Annotated in this window: 24 protein-coding genes, 2 tRNA genes and 1 pseudogene; 11 read left to right on the top strand and 16 right to left on the bottom strand. The window is 63.5% G+C overall.

What is annotated here, in order from left to right:
* Nucleotides 1-3: 3 nt before the first annotated feature.
* The 5 genes from SCMU_RS11385 (at nucleotide 4) to SCMU_RS11365 (ending at nucleotide 2647) form a co-directional block, all read left to right on the top strand.
* Nucleotides 4-1254, top strand: a complete 1251-nt coding sequence (locus SCMU_RS11385; protein WP_229229281.1) for a hypothetical protein — start codon at nucleotides 4-6, stop codon at nucleotides 1252-1254.
* A 49-nt stretch (nucleotides 1255-1303) separates the two neighbouring features.
* Nucleotides 1304-1696, top strand: coding sequence for a ribosome silencing factor (rsfS, locus tag SCMU_RS11380; RefSeq protein ID WP_229229280.1), 393 nt, complete (start codon nucleotides 1304-1306; stop codon nucleotides 1694-1696).
* Between the two features lie 5 nt (nucleotides 1697-1701).
* Nucleotides 1702-2367: a histidine phosphatase family protein gene (locus tag SCMU_RS11375; RefSeq protein ID WP_229229279.1), complete on the top strand. Its 666-nt coding sequence runs from the start codon at nucleotides 1702-1704 to the stop codon at nucleotides 2365-2367.
* 130 nt (nucleotides 2368-2497) lie between these two features.
* Nucleotides 2498-2570, top strand: a tRNA-Ala gene (locus SCMU_RS11370).
* Between the two features lies 1 nt (nucleotide 2571).
* Nucleotides 2572-2647: transfer RNA gene (locus SCMU_RS11365), tRNA-Ala, on the top strand.
* An 838-nt stretch (nucleotides 2648-3485) separates the two neighbouring features.
* Here the strand turns inward: SCMU_RS11365 and SCMU_RS20995 are convergent.
* From SCMU_RS20995 to SCMU_RS11285, 16 genes and pseudogenes are all read right to left on the bottom strand, one after another.
* Nucleotides 3486-4337, bottom strand: a pseudogene (locus tag SCMU_RS20995) (recombinase family protein); the annotation flags it as partial.
* A gap of 216 nt (nucleotides 4338-4553) precedes the next feature.
* Nucleotides 4554-5627: an IS630 family transposase gene (locus tag SCMU_RS11355; RefSeq protein ID WP_371829592.1), complete on the bottom strand. Its 1074-nt coding sequence runs from the start codon at nucleotides 5625-5627 to the stop codon at nucleotides 4554-4556.
* A gap of 192 nt (nucleotides 5628-5819) precedes the next feature.
* Complete coding sequence (locus tag SCMU_RS11350; protein ID WP_229229277.1) at nucleotides 5820-7214, bottom strand: IS1380 family transposase; 1395 nt, start codon at nucleotides 7212-7214, stop codon at nucleotides 5820-5822.
* Between the two features lie 80 nt (nucleotides 7215-7294).
* Complete coding sequence (locus tag SCMU_RS11345) at nucleotides 7295-7783, bottom strand: ImmA/IrrE family metallo-endopeptidase (protein WP_229229276.1); 489 nt, start codon at nucleotides 7781-7783, stop codon at nucleotides 7295-7297.
* A gap of 26 nt (nucleotides 7784-7809) precedes the next feature.
* A complete protein-coding gene (locus tag SCMU_RS11340) occupies nucleotides 7810-8196 on the bottom strand; it encodes a helix-turn-helix domain-containing protein (RefSeq protein WP_229229275.1) in 387 nt (128 codons plus the stop codon).
* 117 nt (nucleotides 8197-8313) lie between these two features.
* Entirely contained in the window at nucleotides 8314-8901 is a 588-nt protein-coding gene (locus SCMU_RS11335) for an antirestriction protein ArdA (protein ID WP_229229274.1), read from the bottom strand.
* A 101-nt stretch (nucleotides 8902-9002) separates the two neighbouring features.
* Complete coding sequence (locus tag SCMU_RS11330; protein ID WP_229229273.1) at nucleotides 9003-9314, bottom strand: YlcI/YnfO family protein; 312 nt, start codon at nucleotides 9312-9314, stop codon at nucleotides 9003-9005.
* An 89-nt stretch (nucleotides 9315-9403) separates the two neighbouring features.
* Nucleotides 9404-10396 (bottom strand): DNA-methyltransferase, encoded by a 993-nt coding sequence (locus SCMU_RS11325; RefSeq protein WP_229229272.1) that lies wholly within the window; start codon nucleotides 10394-10396, stop codon nucleotides 9404-9406.
* Nucleotides 10389-11363 carry a replication-relaxation family protein gene (locus SCMU_RS11320; protein WP_229229271.1) on the bottom strand — a complete coding sequence of 325 codons (975 nt, stop codon included), beginning with the start codon at nucleotides 11361-11363 and terminating at the stop codon, nucleotides 10389-10391. The genes SCMU_RS11325 and SCMU_RS11320 overlap by 8 nt, the downstream gene beginning before the upstream one ends.
* Nucleotides 11360-13516: a type IV secretory system conjugative DNA transfer family protein gene (locus SCMU_RS11315; RefSeq protein WP_229229270.1), complete on the bottom strand. Its 2157-nt coding sequence runs from the start codon at nucleotides 13514-13516 to the stop codon at nucleotides 11360-11362. Before SCMU_RS11315 ends, SCMU_RS11320 begins: the two co-directional genes overlap by 4 nt.
* Nucleotides 13517-13529: 13 nt before the next feature.
* Nucleotides 13530-13739, bottom strand: a complete 210-nt coding sequence (locus SCMU_RS11310) for a hypothetical protein (protein WP_229229269.1) — start codon at nucleotides 13737-13739, stop codon at nucleotides 13530-13532.
* A 177-nt stretch (nucleotides 13740-13916) separates the two neighbouring features.
* Nucleotides 13917-14114: a hypothetical protein gene (locus SCMU_RS11305; RefSeq protein ID WP_229229268.1), complete on the bottom strand. Its 198-nt coding sequence runs from the start codon at nucleotides 14112-14114 to the stop codon at nucleotides 13917-13919.
* Entirely contained in the window at nucleotides 14111-14605 is a 495-nt protein-coding gene (locus SCMU_RS11300; protein ID WP_229229267.1) for a hypothetical protein, read from the bottom strand. Before SCMU_RS11300 ends, SCMU_RS11305 begins: the two co-directional genes overlap by 4 nt.
* A gap of 98 nt (nucleotides 14606-14703) precedes the next feature.
* Complete coding sequence (locus SCMU_RS11295; RefSeq protein ID WP_229229266.1) at nucleotides 14704-14880, bottom strand: hypothetical protein; 177 nt, start codon at nucleotides 14878-14880, stop codon at nucleotides 14704-14706.
* Between the two features lie 2 nt (nucleotides 14881-14882).
* A complete protein-coding gene (locus tag SCMU_RS11290) occupies nucleotides 14883-15125 on the bottom strand; it encodes a hypothetical protein (RefSeq protein ID WP_229229265.1) in 243 nt (80 codons plus the stop codon).
* Nucleotides 15126-15139: 14 nt separating this feature from the next.
* A complete protein-coding gene (locus tag SCMU_RS11285; RefSeq protein WP_229229264.1) occupies nucleotides 15140-15340 on the bottom strand; it encodes a hypothetical protein in 201 nt (66 codons plus the stop codon).
* 222 nt (nucleotides 15341-15562) lie between these two features.
* Between SCMU_RS11285 and SCMU_RS11280 the strand changes: the two genes are divergently transcribed.
* The 6 genes from SCMU_RS11280 (at nucleotide 15563) to SCMU_RS11255 (ending at nucleotide 25009) form a co-directional block, all read left to right on the top strand.
* Nucleotides 15563-16375, top strand: a complete 813-nt coding sequence (locus SCMU_RS11280; RefSeq protein WP_229229263.1) for a hypothetical protein — start codon at nucleotides 15563-15565, stop codon at nucleotides 16373-16375.
* Nucleotides 16376-16617: 242 nt separating this feature from the next.
* Nucleotides 16618-19050, top strand: coding sequence for a type I restriction-modification system subunit M (locus SCMU_RS11275; protein ID WP_229229262.1), 2433 nt, complete (start codon nucleotides 16618-16620; stop codon nucleotides 19048-19050).
* Nucleotides 19047-20279: a restriction endonuclease subunit S gene (locus SCMU_RS11270; protein ID WP_229229261.1), complete on the top strand. Its 1233-nt coding sequence runs from the start codon at nucleotides 19047-19049 to the stop codon at nucleotides 20277-20279. The genes SCMU_RS11275 and SCMU_RS11270 overlap by 4 nt, the downstream gene beginning before the upstream one ends.
* Complete coding sequence (locus SCMU_RS11265; RefSeq protein WP_229229260.1) at nucleotides 20276-21220, top strand: GIY-YIG nuclease family protein; 945 nt, start codon at nucleotides 20276-20278, stop codon at nucleotides 21218-21220. The genes SCMU_RS11270 and SCMU_RS11265 overlap by 4 nt, the downstream gene beginning before the upstream one ends.
* Nucleotides 21217-24300 (top strand): type I restriction endonuclease subunit R, encoded by a 3084-nt coding sequence (locus SCMU_RS11260; RefSeq protein WP_274602844.1) that lies wholly within the window; start codon nucleotides 21217-21219, stop codon nucleotides 24298-24300. The genes SCMU_RS11265 and SCMU_RS11260 overlap by 4 nt, the downstream gene beginning before the upstream one ends.
* Nucleotides 24287-25009, top strand: a complete 723-nt coding sequence (locus SCMU_RS11255) for a M48 family metallopeptidase (RefSeq protein ID WP_229229258.1) — start codon at nucleotides 24287-24289, stop codon at nucleotides 25007-25009. Before SCMU_RS11260 ends, SCMU_RS11255 begins: the two co-directional genes overlap by 14 nt.
* Nucleotides 25010-25031 lie beyond the last annotated feature (22 nt).

The following is a 25031-nucleotide window of genomic DNA, read 5'->3' as shown; positions in this document are numbered from 1 at the left end:
AGCATGAGCAACGAGGAGAAGCCGATCACGAGCCGGCGCGAGCGCCGACTCGCGCAGGCTGCACTCGGCTCCGCGGACCAGACGCGGCTGACGCCGGAGCAGGCGGCCGCGGAGGCGCGCGGGCGTGCTGAGGCAGAGGCAGCCGCCGAGCGGGAGCGGCTGGCCGCGCTCGCGGCGGCCCACAGCGCGGCGGAGGCGGCAGCGCGTGCCGAGGCGACGCCGTCGTCCGGCCCGGGCGGCGCGGGCGCGCAGGCGGCGCCGCTGAGATCGCGCCGGGACCGCCAGAGCGAGGGCGACCATCCCCACGGGGAGCGCAGCTCGCAGGCCCGAGCACGGGATCGGGCGGCGCAGCGCGTCCTGCGCGAGCTGGCGGAGAAGGAGCAGGCCGCACAGACCGTGCAGCAGGCGTTGCCCACCAGGCGTTCCATCCGCGAGCGGGAGACGGGCAAGCTCCCCGCGGTCGAGACCCCGTCACAGGGGCAGGGCGGGGCGCCCGGCCACGCACCGGCAGCGAATGCGCTGCCCGTCATTCCCGCGCCCACCGGCGAGCCGGCCCCGGGCCGCCATCCGGTCCCCGGGGTCGATCCCGCACCGCCCACGGCCATGCAGGGCATCATCCCGACCGGCCTGACCGTCACACCTGCGCTGGGGCCGGAGACGGGCACCTTCCGCAAGCTCAGCCACGAGCAGATCGCCGCCGCGCGCGAGCTGCTCAAGGAGCAGGCCAAGAACCAGGCCGCGATGCTCGATGCCCAGCGCGGAGCCAACGGCACCGAGGTCGACCCGGCCGTGCTCGCGGAGCAGGTTGCGATGGCAGAGCGCGCCGCGGTCCTGAACCGCCGCGCCCAGGCGAAGCAGCGGCTCGCCGAGGAGTCTCGCCGCGAAGCTGCGGCACCTCCGCGCAAGGCGCCCGCGCCCGCGGCGACCGACAATCTCGCGATGGTCACCCCCCTCGAGTTCGTGCGCCTGCCCGGCGTGCCACACCCGGTGATGAAGCCGCCCACCACAACCCACGTGCCCGTGGTGACCGGCAAGACCGTCCGGCAGGCCCCTCCGGTGCCGCAGGGGCGCCCGGAGATGCCCGAGGGGGCGCCGGTATCCGCGCGCAGCGCCCACGGACTCGACCCCCTCAACTCGGCGCAGACCGGCGCCGGACGTGCCGAGCGGGAGCGCCTGATCCTTCTCGGCGTGGGTGCCGTGGGCGTCCTGGCCCTCATCGTGGCCATCATCATGATCGTGCTGGGCGGCAAGTAGCCGTGAGGCGAAACACAGCCCGGCGAAGCAGAGCCTCCCAAGGAGAAGAGTGAGCGCAACAGAGACGGCCATCGAATTGGCCCGGACGGCCGCCAAGGCCGCGGCGGACAAGCTGGCCGAGAACATTGTGGCCGTGGACGTGAGTGAGCGTCTGGCCATTACCGACATCTTCGTCATCGCGTCCGCGGAGACGGAACGCCAGGTCAACGCCGTGGTGGACAACATCGAGGACGAGCTCATCGTCCAGTTGGACCGCCGCCCGGTGCGGCGCGAGGGCCGTTCCGAGGGCCGCTGGGTGCTCCTGGACTTCGGCGACGTCGTGGTCCATGTGATGCACAGCGAGGACCGCGCCTTCTACGCGCTCGAGCGCCTCTGGAAGGACTGCCCGGCGGTGGATCTGGGCCTCGACGATGCGGGGGCGGCCGCCTCCGCCGTGGGCTGAGGCCCGTGGAGGCGGCTCCACGCCGCCGCATCGTCTTCTGGCGGCACGGCCGTACGGACTGGAATGCCGCCGGACGCTTCCAGGGGCAGACGGACATCCCGCTCAACGACGAGGGCCACCGGCAGGCCGCCCTCGCCGCGCGGCGCCTCGCCTCGCTCGGCCCGGACGCGATCGTCTCCTCGGATCTCGCCCGGACGCGTTCGACGGCGGACACCCTCGCCTCGGTCACCGGGCTGCCCGTGTCCGTCGATGCGGGGCTGCGCGAGACCAACGCCGGGCAGTGGCAGGGCCACACGTTCGACGCGATCCGCGCGATGGACCCCGATGCCCTGCACCTGTGGGAGGAGGGGGACGTGCACACCCGCGCGGGCGGTGCGGAGACACGGCTCGATGTGGCCGCGCGCGTCCACCATGCGGTGGACCGTGCCCTCGGCGACGTGCCCGCAGACGGGACGCTCGTCGTGGTGAGCCACGGCGGGGCGATCCGCGTGGGCCTCGCCCACCTCCTCGGGCTGCCGCACGGGCTGTGGGGCGCCCTCTCCGGCCTCTCGAACTGCTCGTGGTCAATCCTCGAGGAGCGCCGCCCGGCCGGCGACGGCACACTGCGGTGGCGCCTCGGCGAGCACAACGCGGGCACGCTGCCCGTGCCCGTCACCCTCGAGGAAGGCTGACGTACGACGGCATGTGGCCGGGTCCGCGCGATTTGTGCGGACGGGCAGCGAGGCTCTAAGATGGACGAGTTGCTCCGGACGGGGTGAAGGGATCTTCGGGTCCCTCTCGCAGCGTGCGGAAACGACTTTCGGGGCTGTGGCGCAGCTGGTAGCGCACCTGCATGGCATGCAGGGGGTCAGGGGTTCGAGTCCCCTCAGCTCCACGGGGGTATGGCGCAGTTGGTAGCGCGTCTGCATGGCATGCAGAAGGTCAGGGGTTCGAATCCCCTTACCTCCACCATAGGTGTCTTATTCGAACCATTGGTCGAATAGACGCCGAACAGAGAAACCGATTCTGGCGCCCCCGCATCGCGGGGGCGCCTTTCTGTTTGGCCTGTGGTCGCCTCGCCGCCCCTGGGCGCGCCTGGGGCCTCCCAGACGGCCTTGGCGGCGTAGATGTCCGCAAAAGGCGAGGCCATCCGCGTTGAGACCGTCGGACGCTCGTTGACGTAGATCCGCTCAAAGAGGGCTTCGTTCATCAGCCGCCGGACACGATCGGTGAGTCGCTCGTATATTCCGCTCGGGTCCTTGATGAGGTCGAGCGCCGTGCGGAAGACGTGGCCGCCTACGGTCAGCTCGGCCGAGGTGGTCGCGAGGCTGTCACGGGCCTTGGTCTTCTGGAACTGGATCTCGTGTAGTTTGGCGCGGATCTTATGTTGCGGGAGTAGCCCGTCGGCTGCGAGGTCGATGAGCCGTTCTTCTTGAGTCTCAAGTTCCTTGAGCTGGCGATTGATCCGTGCGTGGACCTCCTTGATGCTTCCCTGTTCGTTGGCTAGCGCCTCGTCAACACGATCTCGCAGGTCATTGAGGAAGTTGGTCGGCAGGCGCAGGGCCTTGTAGTGATCTACGAGTGCGTCTTCGACGCGATCTGCGGCTAAATAGGGCAGGTCGCATGCCCCGTGCTTCCGTTGCAGGCATACGAAGTACTGGTAGGTGCCTCCACTTCCGATCGCTTCTGTGAAGACAAGGCGACTGAGTTGCCCGTTCTCGTGGCATCGTTGGCAGTAGAGCTGCCCCTTGAGGTAGTGGTGGTGGACTCGATCGCGCTGCCCTCTGCGGCTGCGTAGGTCTGCAACCTCTTGGACGCGTTCGAAGAGATCGTGTCCCACGATCGGCTCGTGCCTGCCAGGGTAGACATCGCCCTTGTAGACGACATAGCCGGCGTAGTAGGGGTCGCGCAGCATCTGGTGGAACTTAGCGGCTGTCACGGGCCGTTCAGGAGACTTCGCCGTGGCTTTGGTAGTCAACCCCAAGTCCGCCATCGCGTCTTCGAGACGATCGAGGGTGTAGTCGCCGGTGGCGTAGAGCTCCCACGCTTTCAAGATCAGAGGGGCTCGCGTCTCATCGAGTTCGACTGTATTGATCAGCCTGCCTTCTATGTCCTTTCGGACGTTTAGGTAGCCGAGCTTCGCGCGCCCGATCGTGCCGCCGTTGATGGCCTTGTTGCGCATCTTGATGCGGATGTCCTCGCCGCTGAGCTGGTTCTGGACTTGGTTCATGATGTCGGTGACCGCTTCCATGGCTTCGGCGTAGGTGCCTTCGCCGAAGTCTTCCCGGGCCGAGAGGAGCCTCACGCCAAGTTTGTCGAGGTGTCGTTTGGTGATCGCGGCGTCAACGAAGTTGCGGAAGGCACGGGAGCGGGCGTAGACAATCACGAAGTCGACGTCTCGGTGTTCAGCCAAGAACTCCATCATGTCCTTGAAGACTGGCCGCTTCTCGATGGTCTGGGCTGAGACGCCCGGCTCGACGAATTCCTGGAGGATCTCGGCGCCAAGGTCGCCTGCCTTCTGTTCGCAGACGTCGCGCTGGGTGGCGATGGAGTTGCCGTCCTTGTCGATGTCGATGGCGGTCTCGGTCTGCTTCTTGCTTGACACGCGCAGGTACAGCACGGCCCTGCGCGGCCGGAGGCTCTCGATCTCTTCTCCGGTCATGTCAGACTCCTTGGGCTCGGGTGGCTTTGGTCGTGCGGTACTGCCAAGCCCGTGAGAAGGGGGTGCTTCGCGGGGTGCAGCGCGGTGCGGGGTCGAGAATGCCGGTTTGTCGGAGCCGGACAGCCGTGGCCGTCTCTGAGACCTGAAAGGTTTCGGCCAGATCGGAGACGCGCTGGATGCCGCCGTAGTAGGCGCGTTTGAGGAGTTTCTTGGGGACTAGTGTCGTGTTTCTGAAGTTGGCTGATGGTTCGCCTTCTTGAGGACTTCGTCGGCGGTCTTGGTCCAGACGAAGGCGTGTTTGCGGTCGTTCCAGCCGGTGATGAATTGCCGGATCTTGGCGTTGAGGTCTTTGACGCTGGTGAAGATTCCGCGGCGGATTGCCTGGCGGTCGATGATCCCGAACCAGACCTCGACGAGGTTCAGCCACGACCCCGAGGTCGGGGTGAAGTGCACGCGGAAGCGAGGGTGCTTCTCCAGCCACGCCTTGACCTCCGGGGTCTTGTGGGTCGCGTAGTTGTCCATCACCAGGTGCAGCTCGACCTCGGGGTATGCGCGATCGAGCTGTCGGAGGAAGCTGAGGAACTCCTGCCTGCGGTGCTTCGGCTTGACCGCCCCGGTGACGTGCCCTGTCGCGATCTCGAGCGCGGCGAACAGTGTCGTCGTGCCGTGCCGCGTGTAGTCATGGGTGCGCTTCTCCGCGTCGCCTGGCCGCATCGGGAGCATCGGCGCCGTCCGGTCCAGTGCCTGGATCTGCGACTTCTCGTCCACGCACAGCACGATCGCGTTCTCCGGCGGCGCCAGGTACAGCCCGACGACATCGGTGACCTTGCCCACCAGCTCGGGGTCGGTGGAGAACTTGAACGTCTCCGACCGCCAGGGCTGCACCCCGTACTCGCGCCACGCCCTCGCGATCGTCGCATTGCCCACCTTCAGGTGCGACGCGAGCAGCCGCGAGGACCAGTGCGTCACCCCATACTTCTTCGGCGGCGGAGTCAGGGTCGTCGCCACGATCTCGGCGTGATCCAGCTCCCGCGGGCGCCCCGAACGCTCCGCGTCATCGAGGCCGGCGATCCCCGCTTCCTCGTACCGGGACCGCCACTTCAGCACCGTCACCACCGAGGCGCCGGCGAGCTCGGCGATCCGCGTGTTCGCGACGCCTTCCGACGCCAGGAGCACAATCCGCGCCCGCTTCACCAGCCCCGCCCGGACCGTGGTCGCGCGCATCCACCGCCGCAGCTCCGGCTCGTCACCCTCGAACAGACGCAATGCAGCAGCCGGAGAATTCGCCATAGCCAATTCTCCCAGCGCATCAACCATTCAGGAACTAACCTCGGTCTTTCACGAGTCGGGTCGGGTGCGGGGCTATATGTCTTGATCGGGGCTGAGTGCTTGGACGTCGTCCGTTGGGTGCATGGGAGCGCCGGCTGGCGCTGCCGGTTGGCGGTTCTCCGGGTTCCTCGGGTCGTGGGCGGACAGGTTCGTTCAGGCTGGTTGTGGGATGGCGGCGATGTTGGCGAAGACCGCGACGATCGCTGCTGCCCAAGGCCAGGTCTCCGGGATCCGCAGCCGTCGACGGCGGGCGCCGTGGGTGAGGCGGGCCGGGACGTGCAGGAATCGATAGCGCAGTGCCTTGGGCTCGCAGGCGGCGAGCACCTTGGCGTCTCCGACCATTCCCACGAGCCTGGTCCAGGCCACGAGGTCCGCCGCGATGCCGGCCAGCGCCAGCCACGTCTGGTTGATGGCGAACTCGCGGGACGGGAACCGGCCCAGGCCGGTGTCCTTGGCGTGGCGGATGCGGTCCTCGACCCGGGCGTGGGCCCGGTGGCGGGCCTCCAGGAACGCCAGCTGTCCGCTCGTGGTGTTGGTCGCGAAGGCCTGGTAGCGCCAGCCGTCGGCCTCTTCGAACAGCGACAGCTGCGCGCCCGGGTGGGGGCGTTCGCGTCGGACGATGATCCGCATCCCCTCCGGCCACGCGGCCAGGTCGAGCAGCCCGGTGAGCTCGGCGACGTCGCCGCCTTCGCGCACCCCGCCGTCGGCGTCCAGCGCCGGGGTCCAGATCTGTTCGGGGACGTTGGCGATGGCGTGGCGGATAGGCTCGGTGACCGCGAACCCCACGCTGTACTCCAGGCTGCGCCCGCGGACCCTGCCCTGCTCGGTGAGCCAGTCCAGCAGGCGGTGGGAGGCCCCGGCGCCGTCGGAGCGGATCAGCAGGCGCCTGCGATAGGCGGCGGGGACCTGGCTGATCGCATCGGAGAGGACCGCGATGTGATCGGCTGCGGTGTTCGATCCGGCCTTGCCGGTGCGCAGCATGCCCGCGAGGAACTCGGAGGTGTTGTCGCACCAGACCCCGATCGGGTGGAAGCCGAAGGTCTTCTTGAATGTCGGGGAGGCCTGCTCCTTCTCGGAATGGGCCACCACGATCGTGGCATCCACGTCCAGGACCACCACGTCCTTGCCGAGGTCGGCGCCCGCGGCCCGGCTGGCCGGCACGCCGGCGGGGAACTGGGCCCACACGTGCCGGCGCGCGCGTGCCCGGGCGGCCTGGATCCGCTTCAGCCGCGACGGGGTGACCTCGTCCAGCGCCCTCCAGACGGTCGGGGGCGACGCGACCGGGCCGAGCACGTCAGCCTGATGCCTGAGGACATCGATGTCCGCGATCGCCTCCCCGCCACCGGCGATCATCACCGCCACGTCGGCCAGCACCCGGCCGCGGTCGTGGATCGGGGAGAAGGAACGGCGTGCCAACGCCTTGGACAGTCCAGCCGTGAGCCCGGACCGGTCCGCCATCAGACGCAACGCGACGCCACCCGAGTGGGCCACCACGCCGACACCGTCAGCGGACACGGACAGACCCGACGACCACAGAGTACGCTTCACCTACCGAGTGCTTTCTGCTGGGCAACCTGGGACCTTAGACAAGTCCAAGTTTCCCCCGGTCAGAGGGCACTTCGGTGTTTCTACGCGCCGATCAGGCCGCCGCCCCGTGAACGATCCGGGCTAACGACACGGAACACTAGGAGGCAACCGGCGAAGTAGTCTGCGGCCTGTTCGGCCTGCTGCTGCGGTGTCGTGTCGCGGGTGCCAGTGTACAGGGCATCAGCGCGGTTGTGGTCGATGATGTGCTTGTACTCGTGGGCGAGGGTGAAGCGCTGACGACGGTGGCTTTCGTGCTTGTTGATCTGGATTATCCATGCGTTGCCGTTCCAGAAGCTCGCACCGGAGATGGGTGCGTCGACGAGTTCGATTTCGATCTTGGGCAGTTCGAGGATCAGTTCTGTCGGGACCGGACCGTCGTTGATGCTGTGGAGTTCCAGAAGGCGGGTTGCCTGGTGTTCGGCGATGCGTAGGGCCTCGCTCTGGCTCGTGACGGTCCGGTTGGGGATGAGCGCGCGGAGGCTGGCCAGGACGCTGCGCTCGGTTGTGGTTGATGCTGCTTGTATTGTCATGGCTTTCTCCTTTGCTCTTTAGAGGGTTATTCGTCCTCGCCCGGGGCGGGTCCGTTGTTGAGGTGGATGCCGTGGCGCTTGGCGACCTCCCTGAAATGGTCGTTGATTTCTTTGAGTGCGCCTTCGGGCATGTCCTTGAATTTCGTGCGGAGGTACGGGGCCAGGGCTGGCAGGTCGGAGTCCCGTAGGAGGCTCGATTCGGCGAGCAGCTCAGTGAGGGGAATGTCCAGGACGTCCGCGATGGCGCGGAGGTTGTCCATGCGCGGATTGCTGATCTGTCCCAGCTCGAGCCGGGTGATGGTGCCCTTGGCTACGCCTGCCTGGCGGGCGACCTCGCTTGCTGATAGGCCGAGCTTCTCGCGTTGGCTGCGGATGGCGTCTGCCAGTCCTCGTACGTCGTATTCTTCTTGCATTTCGTTATTCTCCACTCATGATTATGGGCCGATCGTTCAATTCATTCAACGATTTAAGCGAATTCTACAACGGAAAACCGGTTCGCGGAGGGGCGGAATTCGGTGCGGAATTCCGGGTCAGTAGTGGCTGGAGAATATGTAGACGCCGCTGTCGGATTCAACGGTGAAGACGTCGCCGCTGGCTTCGAGATCCTGGGCCATGGCGTGGCCGTCGATCTTGACGTACGAGCGGATCGATTCGGGGAGGGCTTCGTCGAGGAGGCGGTCGTAGCCGAGGTCGTCGATGAGCTGCTCGGTGTAGGCGTCGAGGGTGTCGTATTCGCCGAGGTAGGCGTCGTCGAAGTAGTGCCAGTCCTCTTGGTCGAGGCCGGTGTAGTCGAGCCAGGCGGCGAAGGCTGGCCCTTTCTCCTTGATGTGCTCGGCGATGGCGGCGACGCGCTCGATGCTCTCGTATTCGCTCAGCCGCAGCGGGCCGAAGTTCTCGTAATCGTGGATGGCCCACTCTTCGGGAGCGGGATCCTTTGAGGTGGCGAGCATGGCCTGGATCTCGTGGTGAATGGCTTCGGGACCGATGGTGGCATCGATCCAGATGCCGTGGAGCCGGCCATTGACGTAGTCGGCGAGCGAGGCGACGTAGATGGCCGGGGTGGTGTCCGGGTCGCGTTCGCGCTCTGGGGTGCTGCTGGGGGTCGTTTCGTGGTTCATGGGGTTCCTCCTTCCAGATGGCTTTGTTGTGAGTAGGCCCGGCAGGGACAGTGGCTGGCCTTGTTGGTCTGCTCGCTGTCGCCTGCCGGGCTGTGGCTCGGTCAGCGTCCTCGTGCGCGGGGCTTCTCGGTGGCCTGTTCGGTGCCGAACAGGGTGGCGATGGCTTCGCGGCGGGCGGCGGCTTCACGTTCGATCTCCGCCATGGCGGATTCGGCCTGGGAGGCCAGATCAGTGCTGTCCTTGACGCTGGCGATGTGCGCCGCCAAGGCTTTCCTGATCTCGTCGGTGATGGTGCTGCCGCGCAGCTGGGCGATGAGCGTCAGCTGTGTGTGGACGTCCGGTTCGAGCCGGATGGCGAGAGTCTTCACTCCTGCCGGGTTGTGGCGGTCGGTTCCGCCTGCGGGGGTCGTCATGACAACTCCTCGATGTGTGCGACCGGCGGGGCTCCGGAATGGAGCCCTGGTCACCGGCCGCAGTACACCGACGAGCTGCCCTGCCCCGCTCAGGCGGCGCGGGCTCCATGGATACGCTGGGCGGCCTCGCTGGCGTAGGTCGGATTGAGCTCGATGCCGATCCAGTTCCGATCCAGCGCCTCGGCAGAAACAGCCGTTGTGCCGCTGCCGATGAAAGGGTCGAGCACGACGCCAGGTTCGGGGCTCCCTGTGTGGGTGCACTGGGGCTGGAAGGCGAGGCGGACAGCGGTGCGCCCGAGGCGCCTGACCGGGCTGGCCCACGGTGCATGGCAGGTGCGGCACCTGGCGGCTGGTGTTCCGGCCAGGATGCAGCGTTCGGCTAATGTGCGCGGGAAGGCCGCGTGGTGGCTGCCGGTGCCCGGCGCCGTCGGGATGGTCCAGACGTCCCCGGGGTTCTTCCCGAGCGGATGCCCGACCAGCCCTTCGCGCTGGAGCGCCTTGAGTCCCCTGGTGTGGTTCGCATTGGGGCCGCGCCAGTCTTCTGGCCGTGGGGGATGGCGGCTGACATGTGGAGCACGACGTCCTGGCCTGCTGCGATGTGGGACGCGGATGGCGTGGAGGTCGAAGTGGTAGCGGGGCTGTTTGGCGAAGAGGTAGATGACCTCGTGGGCCGCGGTGAGGCGGTCGGGGACGCTGGAGGGCATGGGGTTCGGCTTTGCCCAGATGATCTTGTTGCGCAGGATCCAGCCGTCCTCCTGCAGCAGTCTTGCGACGCGCTCCGGGGCGAGCAGTAGGCTCTTCGGCGGGGCGCCTTGGCTGGGATGGGTGGCGTAGGTGTCGCCGAGGTTGAGCCAGAGGGTGCCAGTCGGGACGAGGACGCGACGGATCTCCCTGGCGATTTCGCGCACCGTCTTGGCCCAGTCGTCGACATGGGGCTCGAGGCCCAGCTGTCCTGCCGCGTTGTAGTTGCGGAGCCGGTAGTACGGCGGACTGGTCAGGCACATGTCGACACTGGAATCGGGGATGGTCCTCAGGGTCGTGAGGGCATCGCCGACCAGGATGCGATTGAGTGTTTCATTCATGGCCGAACCCCTCCATCAGGCGAGCGGGGACGGCATCCAGTGGCAGGACGAGATAGGCGCTGGACGGGACCTGCAGGTTCTGTGTGAGCGCGTTCTGCAGACTGTCCTGACGGCGTTGGGCCGTCTGCGGTCGGCGCGCGTCCATGGCCCAGACGATCCCCGGGAAGCTGCCATACATGTGCTGCTCGGTCCTCGTAGCGCGGTACGCCTCATAGGCGGCGCACTTGCCGATCAGGGTGGGAAGGCTTTCCTGTCCGAGATCGACTTCGACGAAGTATGCATCGACGTCAGGGTCGTCGGGGTGCTCGGCGAGTTCGACGTAGAGGTCGGGCCGAAGGGCCCGTGGCGTGCCCAGGAGGTCGGTGTAGCGGCGGGTGGCCTCCTGCTCGGGGGCGAGCCGGACGACTTCGGCGCCCCGTTTCCGGGCTTCTCCCAGGACGGCTGTGGCGACGTCCGCGATGGCCAAGGTGTGGTCGAGGAAGCGTGCCGAGGGCTCCTCGGGACGCCGCCGTGCCCTGCGTGGCTGCTCCTGTCTGAGGATGCGGTCGCCCGCGGCGTCGATGTAGTAGACCATGCCCTCGGAGCCGGACCGGATCCCACCGATGCGACGGTCCAGGACGCCGAGGATGCGCAGGCCGCGCAGTCGGGCGAGCACACGGCGGCAGGTGCGTGCTGCGGAGTCGGCCGACCTGTGCGTGGGGAACTGGAAGGCCTGAATGTGCTGGGCTGTCAGGAAGCGGTAGCGGTCCACCGTGGTCAGGATCGCCATGTCGCGGGTGCCCAGCTGGGCGGCGATGTCGTGCAGTCGACGGCGGCTGATCCGCGTGCCGCCGTGAGGACCGGAGTGCGGAGCAGTTCCGGTATTCGGCGCCACAATGTCACCTGATGCGGCCCTGACCTGCGCGGACGCCTGATTCCTATTCGACGCGATCGGGTAGCCGGTCGGTAGCGTACGGTCGGGGCTCATGACTGGCTCCTGCGGCGCCTCGCCGTGCCGGTAGTGGCGTCGGGCTGCTGGGTCGTGGCGCGGATGAGCTGGTGGTCGATTTCGCTGGCCGGTGTCCCGTAGGCGGCGCGACTGGCCTGGCGGATGGTCTCAGGCGAGCTCGTCGAGGGTGGGAGGTCGAGGGTCCGGCCGGAGGCCCAGTCGGTGACGGCGCCGTGGTGTACGAGTTGGGCGTAGACGTGCCGGGCTGGCAAGGCCATGAAGTCCTCGGGCTCCAGCCCGGGTGCCATCGCGGCGGCAGCTTTGGCGTCACGGGCGGCGAGCTGGAAGAAGACGCGCGATCGGCAGTTGGCCTCGAACGCGGTGCGCATGCTCGCTGGAAGCTGGTCCAGGTATTGGTGCGCGACGTGGAAGGCGGCGCCGAGGCTTCGCGAGGTCGCCAGAGCGTCACTGAGATCCGTGGTGGGCAGGCGGAGGTAGTCCTGGACCTCATCGAGCACGACCGTGACGATGTCCCGGTTCCGAGGCGGGATGCTGGCGCGCTCCTGAATGGCCTGCCATAGTTCGCCGACGACGAGAGCGCCGAGCAGCTGGGCGGACTCGGGACCGATGACGCCCTTCTGGAGCGGCACGAGCAGGATCTTCTGCTCAGTCAGCACCTGACGGATGTTGAATCGAGGTTCGGGCTGCGCCAGGATGCGGCGCAGGTGCGTGTCCAGTAGTGGGCGGACCTTGTTCATTAGTGGCGCGACGACCTGCGCGGTCGCGTCCGGTGAGAGCTGATCGAACCAGTGCCAGAACGGCCCGGCAGAGATCGGGTCGGTCGCGGCGATCGGCTGCACAACCGGGGCGCGGAATGCGCGGTTGCTCAGCAGGAGCGGAAGCTGGGCCAGGCTCGCCCCCTCGGTGTGGGCGAGGGCGGCCAGAGCGTGGCGCAGGATGTCGCTGCTGCGCGGTCCGAGTTGATCCCCATAGAGCGCATGGAACGTGCCGAAGAGCTGATCGGCGACCAGGGCTGGTGTGCGGCCGTGGCGGTCCATCGGGTTGATGCCGACCGGGGCCTCGTCGAGCGGGTCGACCAGGACGACGTCCTTGACCCGTTCGGGCGGAATGTACCGGAGGAGGTCGCGGATGAGGTCCTTGGGCTCGACTACGGCGATGCCCCTACCCGCCTTCATGTCGCCGATGAGCAGCCGGAGCAGCATGGAGGACTTTCCTGCTCCCGTAGGCCCCATTGTCCAGAGGTGACGTGTGCTGTCCGCGATCGACAGGCCCAGCAGGGTGTCTTTGGTGCCGGGTGCCGTCGACTTCGCGACGATCCGGTCACCGGGTCTTGCGGCGAATGAAGGCCGTATCGGCCTCGGGTGGGCTGGAGGCTGTCCGGGGTAGGGCGTACTCGACGCGCTCGTCGGCCATGCGCTGAGCATGCCGACCTCGCTCACACTCAGGTGGCGTCCGACCGGGGCGAGGAGCGGCCAGCTGTTGGCCGGTTGGTTGAGACGGTCAGTGCGCTCGGGACGGAAGGCGAACCGCATGCCAGGGGCGCTGAGTGAGCGGAAGGCGCTCACCACGCCGCGCACGAGGGTCGCGATGCGCGCCCCGTCGGAAGCGTGCACGCCGAGGCGCACGATCGCCGCGAATCCGGGTTCGGCGCGCTTCAACTCGATACCGCGGCGTACGCCTATTCGGTGCTCGGGTTGGACGCCGGAAACGAGGATGGAGGCGAGGCCCTGGTCGACGCTCGGAAGATCCTTCGGGGTGAGCCGCGGCGCCACGCGGGGGCCGATGACGATCTGCACAACCATGCGCTCGGTACCGTTGACGGCCGTGAGGGCAGCCAGGATGGCGCGGGTCGAGCTGTTGGCATCCGAGGCGACGAGCGGCCGTGCAGCGGGGGAGAAGGTCACCCTGCCCGCCGAACCTGCCGGGAGCCGCTCGTCATCGTCCTCGACCACGAGGGCGCCGTGCACGAGCTGTTCGATATCGCGTCGAACTGCAGATCGGTGGCGGCGCTGACAGCCCACGAGATACTGCACGCCACGCCGGTCCGCGCGGGCTTCTAGCACGATCAGCGGCGCATGGGTCTGGGCGGCCCAGCTGCGAAGCAGGCCAATCGTCTGGGTGTCATCGAGCGGCTGTGGCCAGTAGATGCGCTGCCACACGAGTCTGCTCATGTTTGGATTGCGGTCACTCACGGTCGGTGCTCTTCCGTGGCCGCCTCGGGCGTTCGTCCTGGTGTTGCGCCTGGGCCTCGCGCTCGGCTTCGGCCTGCGCCAGGGCGATGACGGCGCGGCTGAGCTTGCGCAAGTCGGGGCGCTCGCGCTGGGCGCCCTCGACGACGATGCGCCGCGGCTCGCGCGGCTTGACGCTGCCGCTCCTGCGTGGATTCTTGGTCATGATTTCTTCCCTCCTTTCCTGTCGGTGCTGTGGTCTGGTGTGGCGACGGTTCCGTTCAATATGTTGAACGGTGTCTGTCGTCTACTATGCGTTCAATTAGTTGAACGTTCAAGTGACTTTGTCCAAACCACAACACCGACAGGTAGGCCTGACTTGCGCGATTAGGGCGGTGTGATTTCAGTAGCGGCCACGCAGGTAGCGCACGAACATCCAAGACGCCCAGCCGAGCGTGACGACGCCGGCCGCGGCGACGAGGAACGGCAGGATGGCCTGGAGCACCTGTGTCGCGCAGTACAGCGCGACGGCGGCAAGCAGGATCGACATGCACGCCCCGATGGCCCTGTCGAACCAGGACTTCGGGTCGTTCTCACTCACCGGTGCCGCTCCATCTCCAGCTGGAGCCCCGTCGGCAGTCCATGGCGGACGCAGTCGAGGGCGAACTGGAGCTGGTCGAGGACGTACTGCTTGGTCAGGGCGTAGTAGACGACCTGACCAAGGGCATCGGCCTGCAGCAGGTGCCATTCAAGGTCGTCCCGGCTGAAGCCGGCGCGCTCGAAGCGACGCATCTGCCAGCGAGCCAGGTCGTACTCGTCTGGGCTCGAGAAGCTCAGGCCCATCTCGACGTGGCCGACATCGTGGACATAGCGGTAGGCCATGTTGGCATCCGGGGAGCCGAACACGACGCTGCTGGTGTTCTCATCGGAGACCGGCAGCGGCCTGCCCTCCTTGTGCGAGAGCCAGAATGCCTCGCACAGGTCCTTGTAGCGGTTCGGTGCGTCGTGTGCGGGGGCCCAGCCGAAGAAGAGCCGCTGCTCGATGCGGTGCGCTTCTTCCGTGACCCAGTCGCTTAGGCGCTTTTGCGCCACAGTGAGCTCAGTTGGTGTGAAGTTTTCGGGCATGACGAATAGCCCCTCTCTGGAGGCGTGGATGAGGTAAGGAGATCCGGAAGGGCTGCCGGGTATGCCTAGTGGCGGCGCATCTGCCGGAGCGCGTCCTGGTAGCGGTTATTGAGCCGGGCCGCGGCGGCGTCGGCGTCGCGGCGGATGCGATGCCGACGCAGGTGGATGGCCACGGCGTTGCCGAGGCACAAGGCGGCCAGGATTATGGCTGACGCGATGATCAGGACGACAAGGGTAGCCATAGCTATGCGCGGGGGATCTTAGGCCAGGTCTCTAGCGCGGTGAGTGCCAGGGAGGCCATCTGCTGGGAGACTAGGGACAGGTGTCGGGCGGTTGCCGGAGCGTCGGTCCGTAGTGTGCCGGAGGCGTGGTCGAGCTCGTCGACGAGCCCCGTGAGGCGGGCGATGAACGCTCTGGCGACTTCTTCGTGGTCGAAGGCGGCTTGCTCAGTTGGGGTGCGGAACGGGGAGCTGAAGAGGTGGCGCATTGTGACCTCCCCGTCTACCGCTGGAACCGGCGGACTTCCCACGCCGCGTACTCGGCGAAGGAATCGGCGATGAAGTTCAGCCGCTCGGCGGCTCGCGGGTCACCGTTCGCCTGGAACTCGGCCTCGCGGCTCAGCATGCCGGTGAGGTGCATACCAGTCGCAGCCACGAAGCCGGCCGCCTGGACCCGCGCCGCTCTGACGAGGCCATCAGCCACCTCGGCGTTCTGGCGCCGCTGGAGTGACTTGCCCTCCGAACGCGAGAACCCCTCAGGGGTGCTGAAGGGCGAGATCTTCCCGTTTGGACGGGGGATTAGATCGGACATTGGTGGTACCCCTTTGCTGTCAGATTCGGATCGTTCTGTTGAACGAATGCCGTACATCCAGCGTGGAGTGGCAGCGCTGCAGCGTCACTGACTCAAAACTGACAGCATGATGGAGTGAAAGATGACCCGCTACGCCTGCAACTGCTCCAGGAGCTTCGCGAGCTCCGGCGTGGCGAGGGCGCGCTCGTACCTGACCGCATTTCCCAATGTGAGGCGCTGGTCCGGATCGTCGGCATGGGAAGTGTTGAACAAGCCCATGCCACGCTGTTCGAGATGTTCAAGCGCTATGCCGTCGAGCCCGAGGGTGATATCCGGGCGTTCCTCGAGACCAGTGGGATCGGCCTCGGAGGGTCATCCCTCAACAAGCGGCTCGACGCCTACGCGGAGGCGCACTTCGTTGAACGACGGACTGGCCTGCGGCGTAGCGACCGCGGCGCGAGCAAGCTCGCTACGCTCTTCCGTGACGAGGAGCTGTTCTTCCGACCCTGGGGTCACCTGACTCTGTTTCAGTTCGGTGCGAGCGTGTTCGCCTCTGTCGCCCTTCACATCGATCCTCAATCTGAGTATCAGCCGCCCACCGTTTGGGTGAACGATGAGCTGCTCAGCGATCTCAATTTCGAGTTCGAGCAGCCCAGCCAAACGACCGGCTATGTTCGTGCGCGTCAAGACATCGACCGCTTCAAACTCAACCGGGATGCATCGTGGCTGTTCAAGATCAACGTCGAATGGCGAATGGGGGTGTGGCCGCAGTGGGTACTTGGTGCACAACTCGCGGACAACCGGCTGGTCACCAAGATTCAGACGCAGCGGAACTTCATGACCGAAGCAACGATCACCTGGGGATCGTGGCTCTTCGGAGAGTTGCCGAAGGACGCCGAGTTTCGAAGCTTCCCAACCCCGGCACCGGACCCAACCACAACAGACTGAACCGTTGGCCGATCATCTAGGGTGCCCAGGCTCCACAAGATATGCCATTCGTGGTATATATAAGGGAGTAACGGCCTCATGTAGGGCAGCGGTCGAGCTTCAGCTCCCCGGCTCGAGGTTCGCATGCCTTGCCCTGTCGACCGGGTAGGTTTGAATCAAACGTAAGCGGAGGGTTTGTCCTCCAGGAATCAGGCATGACCTCAGCACGAGACGAACAACCAACGGAACACGGAGGACGCACTGTGGCGCTCAAGAAGTCCGACCTCTACAGCTCGCTCTGGAAGAGCTGCGATGAGCTCCGGGGGGGCATGGACGCCAGCCAGTACAAGGACTACATCCTCACGATGCTCTTCGTGAAGTACGTCTCGGACAAGGCCAAGTCCGACCCGAATTCTCTGATCGACGTTCCGAGCGGCGGATCCTTCGATGACATGCTCTCACTCAAGGGTAAGGTAGACATCGGTGAAAAGATCGACAAAATTATCGGTCGACTTGCTGAAGCGAACAACCTCGTCAACGTAATCGACATCGCGAGCTTCAACGACGACGAAAAGCTCGGCAAGGGTAAGGAGATGGTTGACCGTCTCACTAAGCTCGTCGGAATATTCCAGGGTCTGGACTTCGGTGGCTCGCGAGCCGAGGGCGATGATCTACTGGGTGACGCCTACGAGTACCTGATGCGCCACTTTGCCACCGAATCCGGCAAGTCGAAGGGACAGTTCTACACCCCCGCCGAGGTTTCTCGCGTGCTCGCTAAGCTGCTTGGCATCGCGGCGAGCACTCCCTTCTCGGCCACGGCCTATGACCCCACCTGCGGGTCAGGATCGCTCCTCCTGAAGGTCGCTGCCGAAGCGCCTCACGGTCTAACGCTATACGGTCAGGAAAAGGACAACGCGACCTGGGCGCTTTCCAAAATGAATATGATCCTGCACGGCAACGAGATTGCCGACATCCGCAAGGGTGACACGATCACCAACCCGCAGTTCACCAAGGGCGGTGCCTTGGAGACCTTCGACTTCGTGGTGGCCAACCCGCCCTTCTCGATCAAGTCATGGAGTAACGGCCTAGAGAATGAATTCGGGCGCTTCGAGTACGGCATGCCACCCGAGAAGAATGGGGATTACGCATTCCTGCTACACATCTTGAAGTCGATGAAGAGCACCGGCAAGGCCGCCGTTATCCTTCCTCACGGAGTGCTCTTCCGTGGCAACGCTGAAGCAATGATCCGCAAGCAGCTCATTAAACGGGGATTCATCAAGGCTATCATTGGTCTTCCGGCTAACCTTTTCTACGGCACAGGCATACCCGCCTGTATCGTCGTCCTCGACAAAGAGAACGCTGGCGCCCGAACTGGCATTTTCATGATTGATGCATCAAAGGGCTTCCTGAAGGAAGGGAACAAGAATCGCCTGCGCTCTCAGGACATGCACAAGATCGTGGACGTCTTCACCAAGCAAACCGAAATCGAACGCTACTCTCGGATGGTGCCGCTAACCGAAATCTCCGACCCGGCAAACGACTATAACCTGAACATCCCGCGCTACGTTGACTCGTCCGCGCCTGATGATATCCAAGACCTCAACGCGCACCTCCACGGTGGCATTCCCGATCGCGACCTTGAAGCACTCTCTGGATTCTGGGACGCCTTCCCGTCTCTGCGCTCAACGCTCTTCCATCCTAACCGCCCGGGCTACAGCGATCTCGCCGTAGCAGTTGAAGGTGTCCAGCAGGCGATCCTCGATTCCGAAGAATTCCGGAAGTTCGCTGGCGAAGTCCGAACAATCGTAGACGATTGGTTTGCCGCTCATCGTCCGATCCTGCAGGCCATCAATGAAGTAACAATCCCCAACGAATTAATCGGGCGCATTGGAGACGATCTGCTTGCGAAATTCAGGAGCATCCCGCTACTCGATGAGTACGACGTATACGAGCAGCTCATGACTTACTGGCACGAGGTCATGCACGACGACATCTTCCTTGTCTTGAACGACGGCTGGATGGATGCAACCAGGCCGCGCAAGACGATAGAAGATAAGGATCGCAAAATCTCGGAGACGGCCGATCTGGTCATCGGATCTGGACGCAGCGCGGACAAATACAAGATGGATCTTGTCCCACCGGATCTCATTGTGGCGCGGTATTTTCCTGATGAACGAACCAAGCTCGATGATCTCAACGGAGCCGTTGAAGAGGCTTCGAGCGCAGTTGAGGCCTATCTTGAAGAGTGTGCAGTTGAAGATGGGCCGTTGGCCGCAGCCATGGATGATGACAGGATTAGCAGGGCGCTCATTGCCTCTCGCCTGAAAACTGCAAGGCGCGAAGGAGCCGATCGTGAAGAACTACTGGCCCTGCAACACGCTAGTGAGCTTTACGAGACCGAGGCAACCGCCAAAAAGGCCGCCCACGACGCGCAGAGTCGTTTGGACCTCGCTACGCTGCAACAATATGACAAGCTGACTATTCCTGAGATCAAGCAACTTGTGCTTGACGATAAATGGAATGCAACTATCGCCAGTCGTGTAGGTGCCGAAGTCATCGCCCTGACTCTAGCGCTTGTTAATCGGATTGAGCAACTTGGAGAGCGCTACGTGAAGACCCTTGATTGTCTTGTTGCGGAGCTGGAGGAGTTGGAAGGTAAAGTAGCTAAGCACTTGGCTGATGTAGGAGTCCGATGATGGAAGCCTTCGGCGATCTTACGACTCTTGGAAGCGTCGTTGCACGAACTGGTGGAGTACTTCAAACCGGGCCCTTTGGGAGTCAGTTACATGCAAGTGACTATCGCCCGACAGGCACTCCCCTCATCATGCCCGTGAATCTGGGCGAAAACGAGATCCGTGAGAATGGTATATCTCGTATCGGTGACACCGATGTTCGTAGATTACATAGGCACGCGTTGCGAGAGGGCGACATCGTCTTTAGCCGGAGGGGTGATGTGGGTCGCAGATCGATTGTGCGCCGGCGAGAAGTGGGCTGGCTCTGTGGAACGGGGTGTCTTGCCGCTCGGTTTGGCAGCGACCGGACATTGGTTAATCCGGCGTACGTCGCTGAATACCTCGGGTCCAGCGCTGCGCAATCATGGCTTATCGATAATGCAGTCGGCGGCACAATGCCTAATCTCAATACGAGCATTCTGGCAGCTCTTCCGATTTGGTTACCATCAAGGCCCGTGCAAGATCGCATCGTAACCGCGATTGATGATATCCGAAGGACGACCAAAAACGTCCAAGAACTGATCAACAAAAAGCGGGCCATCAAGCATGGGCTAATGCAGCATCTCCTCACGGGCGCGGTTCGTCTCCCTGGGTTTACGGATGCGTGGCAATCTACGACTATTGGAGATATCGCTCAGATTGCTGGCGGCGGTACGCCGTCTAGGAGCGTGGCAGCATATTGGGGCGGGACTGTCCCATGGGCCACCATTAAGGACGTTAGTACGTTTTACCCAACCCGAACCCAGGAGTACGTGACGTTAGCAGCTGTGCAGGCGAGCGCCGCACGACTCGTGCCGGCTGGCACCGTGGTGCTTGCAGCGCGAATGCTGGTCGGGAAGGCAGTTCGCTTTGATGTGGACGTTGCCATCAACCAAGACCTGAAGGCTCTGTTTGTGGGTTCAAATGTCGATTCGTCGTACTTGCGTCATTGGTTCGATATCAATGGTCTACGTCTTGCCGCTTCGGCAGGGGGAAGCACTGTGGCTGGAACCTCGACTGGACAGATCAGGGCTCTAACTATTGAGTTGCCGTCAGTTGATGAGCAGCGTGCCATTGCCCAGGTGCTCGACGATAGCGATGAGGAGATCGAGGCCCTTGCACGTCGCCTCGATAAGGCGAGCGCGATTAAGATCGGTCTGATGCAGCAGCTGCTTACCGGTCGGATCCGCTTGTCTGTGGAGGCGACAGCGTGAGTACCGGTAAGTCCGTTCGTCTGTTCCTGGCCGATGGAACGCCTGGCGGTCTGCTGACGGCCGAAATCATGAATTGGACTGGGCACGTCGTGGCAGCTCCGCGCTCGGACCTCGGGGCGCTGCTGAAACGCCCTGAGGCGGCCCGTACGGGCATCTACATTCTGTTCGGAGACGACCCCGACAGCCTAGGTGGCTCTCTCGCTTACATTGGCGAGGGCGACGACGTCAGCAAGCGCCTCTACCAGCATTCCCGCCCGGAGGACCAGGGAGGGAAAGACTTCTGGGATAGGGCGATTGTGCTGACAAGTAAAGATGCTAACCTGACGAAGGCTCACGCTCGTTATTTGGAGTCACGCCTCATCACGCTCGCTCAGCAAGCCAATCGTGCTCGACTCACAAATGGCACTGCCCCTGTGCCGTTGCCGTTGCCCGAGTCTGACGTTTCAGACATGGAGTACTTCATTGCCCAGGCGAAGATTGTTCTCCCCGTACTTGGCGTAAACCTCTTCCGCAGCACAACCGTCGCTCACGTCACTTCCACGAGCGCCGAACCTCAGGCTGTTAGCGAACCGTCGAGTTCGCCCTTGTTCGAGATGCGTCTCAAGAAGGATGGCATCGTAGCCTCGGCTCAGGAAGTCGACGGTGAGTTCACCGTCTTGGAGGGTTCCGCGGCTCGGCCCTCCTGGACGGGTGTGGACGACGGCTACCGCCGTCTCCGCGAGAAGCTCGAACAGGATGGAACGCTCCTTCCTTCGCAGGATGGAAAGGCGGCAGTGTTTGCCAGGAACCAAGTGTTCGCGTCGCCCTCGGCGGCCGCTGCTGTGGTTGCAGGCCGAAGCGCCAACGGGCGGAATGAGTGGCGTATCCAGGGCAGCACGGTCAGCTACGGTACGTGGCAGAATCAAACAATAGAAGTCAATTTTGGGGGACATGAATCATGAGTACAGTTGGGCAGGTTGAACGCAAGACACAGGATCGCGTGGTCAAACTGTTCCGACAGCTGGGCTACGAATACGCCGGTAACTGGGAGTACCGCGAGGGGAACTCGCATGTTGAAGTCGCCCTGCTCGACCAGAACCTACGGGCACGCGGCTACGACGACAACCTGATCAACAAGGCGCTCGACCAGCTCAAGAAGGCGGCATCACTAGGTGGCGGTCGCAACCTCTACGAAGCCAACCGGGACGTCTACGACCTCCTCCGCTACGGCGTGAAGGTGAAGCCGGCTGTCGGGGAGCAGACCGAGACCGTTTGGCTGATCGACTGGAAGGATGCCAACGCCAACCACTTCGTGGTTGCCGAGGAAGTCTCCATCAAGGGGGAGCACACCAAACGCCCTGATGCGGTGCTTTACGTCAACGGCCTGGCGCTTGCCGTGATTGAGTTCAAGCGGTCCAAGGTCGCAGTGTCCGAAGGCATCCGACAGAACATCGGCAACCAAAAGAAGGACTTCATTCGGCCGTTCTTCACGACCGTCCAGCTGGTCATGGCTGGCAACGACGTCGAAGGGCTGCGCTACGGTGTCATCGATACGCCCGAAAAGTACTGGCTCGAATGGAAAGAGCTGTCCGAGATTGAAGAACCACTCGACCGGGCGATCGTCCAGATGTGTTCCAAGGACCGATTCCTGGAGATCATCCACGATTTCATGGTCTTCGATGCGGGCACCAAGAAGACGTGCCGCCACAATCAGTACTTCGGCGTCAAGGCCGCCCAGCAACGGATCGCCGCTCGTGAAGGCGGCATCATCTGGCACACCCAGGGCTCGGGCAAGTCTCTAACGATGGTGTGGTTGGCTAAGTGGATTCGGGAACACCAGGACCAGGCTCGAGTCGTCATCATCACCGACCGTACTGAACTCGATGACCAGATCAAGCAAGTCTTTGGTGGGGTTAACGAGAACATCTACCGTACGACGTCCGGTGCTGATCTGATCGGGACGCTGAACGCTCATGACCCATGGCTGGTCTGCTCCTTAGTCCACAAGTTTCGTGGCGGCGACAACGACGGCGATCTCGATGCGGCCCAAGGCGACTTCATCTCTGAATTGAGTTCCCGTATTCCGGCTGGCTTCTCCGCCAAAGGCAACCTGTTCGTTTTCGTCGACGAGGCCCATCGCACTCAGTCCGGCAAGATGCACCAGGCCATGAAACAACTCCTCCCCGGGGCTATGTTCATCGGCTTCACGGGCACGCCGCTTCTGAAGGCCGATAAGGCGACCAGTATCGAGACATTCGGCAGCTTCATCCATACATACAAGTTCAACGAGGCGGTCGCTGACGGAGTCGTCCTCGACCTGCGCTATGAGGCACGCAACATCGATCAGGAGCTGACTGCTCCCAGTAAAGTCGACCAGTGGTTCGAGACCAAGACCAAGGGTATGACCGACCTCTCGCGGGCCGAGCTCAAGAAGCGCTGGGGCACCATGCAGAAGGTCGTCAGCTCCGAGCCTCGGGCCAAGCAGATCGTCAACGACATCCTGCTCGATATGGAGACCAAGCCGCGCCTGATGGACGGTCGTGGCAATGCCATGCTGGTTGGCTCGAGTATCTACCAGGCCTGCAAGTTCTACGAAATGTTCTGCCAAGCTGGGTTCAAAGGCAAGTGCGCAATTGTTACGAGCTACCAGCCGCAAGCCAGCGACATTTCTAAGGAAGACTCCGGCCACGGCGCCACCGAGAAGCTGCGCCAGTACGAGATCTACCGTCAGATGCTCGCCGACCACTTCGATGAGCCGGCTGACCTGGCCGTGACGAAGATCGAGCAGTTCGAGAAGGATGTCAAGGACCGGTTCATCAATCAGCCAGGACAGATGCGCCTCCTGATCGTCGTCGACAAGCTGCTCACGGGATTCGACGCCCCGGCCGCGACATACCTCTACATCGACAAGAAGATGCGCGACCACGGCCTCTTCCAGGCCATCTGCCGCGTCAACCGGCTCGACGGCGACGACAAGGACTACGGCTACATCGTCGACTACCAAGACCTGTTCAACTCCCTCGAAGATGCGGTGACTGACTACACTTCCGGCGCTCTCGATGGCTACGAAAAGCATGATATCGATGGACTGCTTGAGGACAGGATCACTCAGGCGCGCCAAGATCTCGAAGAGGCACTCGAACGCATCCGTGCCCTGTGCGAGGCGGTTGAGCCGCCCAAGGGCACTCTGCAGTACCAGCACTATTTCTGTGCTGTCGACCAGGGCAGCGCGGAGCAAATCAAGCGTAACGAAGCCAAGCGTGTCGAACTCTACAAGTCGGTGTCATCACTCGTCCGGGCTTACGGCGCAATTGCGAACGACATGGCAGAAGCTGGCTTCAGCGATCACGAGACATCAGCCATAGCCAGTGAGGTCGCGCACTACGTTGCTGTGCGCGACGAAGTGAAGCTCGGCGCCGGGGAGAACGTCGACTTCAAGCAGTACGAAGCGGGCATGCGCTTCCTACTCGACACCTACATCCAGGCAGACCCGTCTGAAGTCGTTGCCGACTTCCAAGATGTGGGCCTTGTGCAGCTCATCGTTCAGGATGGCGCGAGCGCCATCGACAAGCTGCCGAGCGGGATCAAGAAGGATCCTGAGGCCGTCGCCGAAACTATAGCCAACAACATCCGCAAAGTCATCGTTGATGAACACGCCCTCAACCCGAAGTACTACGACACGATGTCTTCGCTGCTCGACGCCATCATCGAACAGCGCCGCCAGGGTGCTATCGACTACAAGGCCTATCTCGAACAATTGATCGCTCACGCTCAGAAAGTCGGATCAAACGAACCTCTCGGTAGTTATCCTGACTGGGTCAAGAACGGTGCGCAGCAAGCCATCGTCGACTTCGGCTGGCCCGACCCCTCGCTCCCGATCAAGGTCGACGCCGCCGTCATGGCCAGCAAGCCGCACGACTGGGTCGGCAATCCTATGAAACAGAAGCTCGTTGCCCGGGCACTGCGAAACGTCCTGCCGCAGGACTTCGATCGATTCGATGAACTGCTTGAGCTCGTCAAGGCGCGTAATGAGTACCGCTAGCGCCTACCTACGTGTCGCTGGGATCGACATCGATGTCGTCTACAAGCACATCAAGAACTTGCATATCGCGGTCTACCCGCCGCTCGGGCGTGTTCGAGTTGCGGCGCCGGAGCGGCTCGATGATGATGCGATCCGCCTTGCGGTCGTCCAACGTCTTCCATGGATTAAGCGACAGCGTGAGCAGCTTCGAAGCGCGGAACGGCAAACCGAACGCGAAATGGTCACGGGGGAGACTCACTACCTATGGGGACGCAGGTTTCGGCTCAAGGTCATCGAGCGGCAAGGGCACACGCACTTCGAAATGGATGGAGATCGGTTGCTCCTCTACACCCCGGCCGGGACGAGCACCGAACGGCGCCGACTCTATTTGGATCGGTGGTACCGCCAACAGCTTCGCGATGCGATTCCAAACCTCATCGCGAAGTGGGAGGGGCGTCTTGGGCTGTCGGTGCCCAAGTGGAGTATTCGACACATGAAGACGAAGTGGGGCTCGTGCAACCGCGAGAGTAGACATATCTGGTTCAATGTCCAGCTCGCCCAGAAGCACCCTGACTGTCTCGAGTACATCGTGGTTCATGAGATAACGCATTACATAGAACGAAGCCACGGGGAGCGCTTCACCCAACACATGGATGCAAGACTACCTGACTGGCGCAGCCGCAGAGACCAGCTAAACAAGGCCCCGTTAGCGAAGGAGGACTGGGCATGACGCTCGTCTCCGTCTATATCAA

Source organism: Sinomonas cyclohexanicum, from assembly GCF_020886775.1.
GTDB lineage: Bacteria > Actinomycetota > Actinomycetes > Actinomycetales > Micrococcaceae > Sinomonas > Sinomonas cyclohexanicum.
The sequence above is the reverse complement of the archived record's forward strand: the minus strand, read 5'-3'. Positions and strand labels throughout refer to the sequence as shown.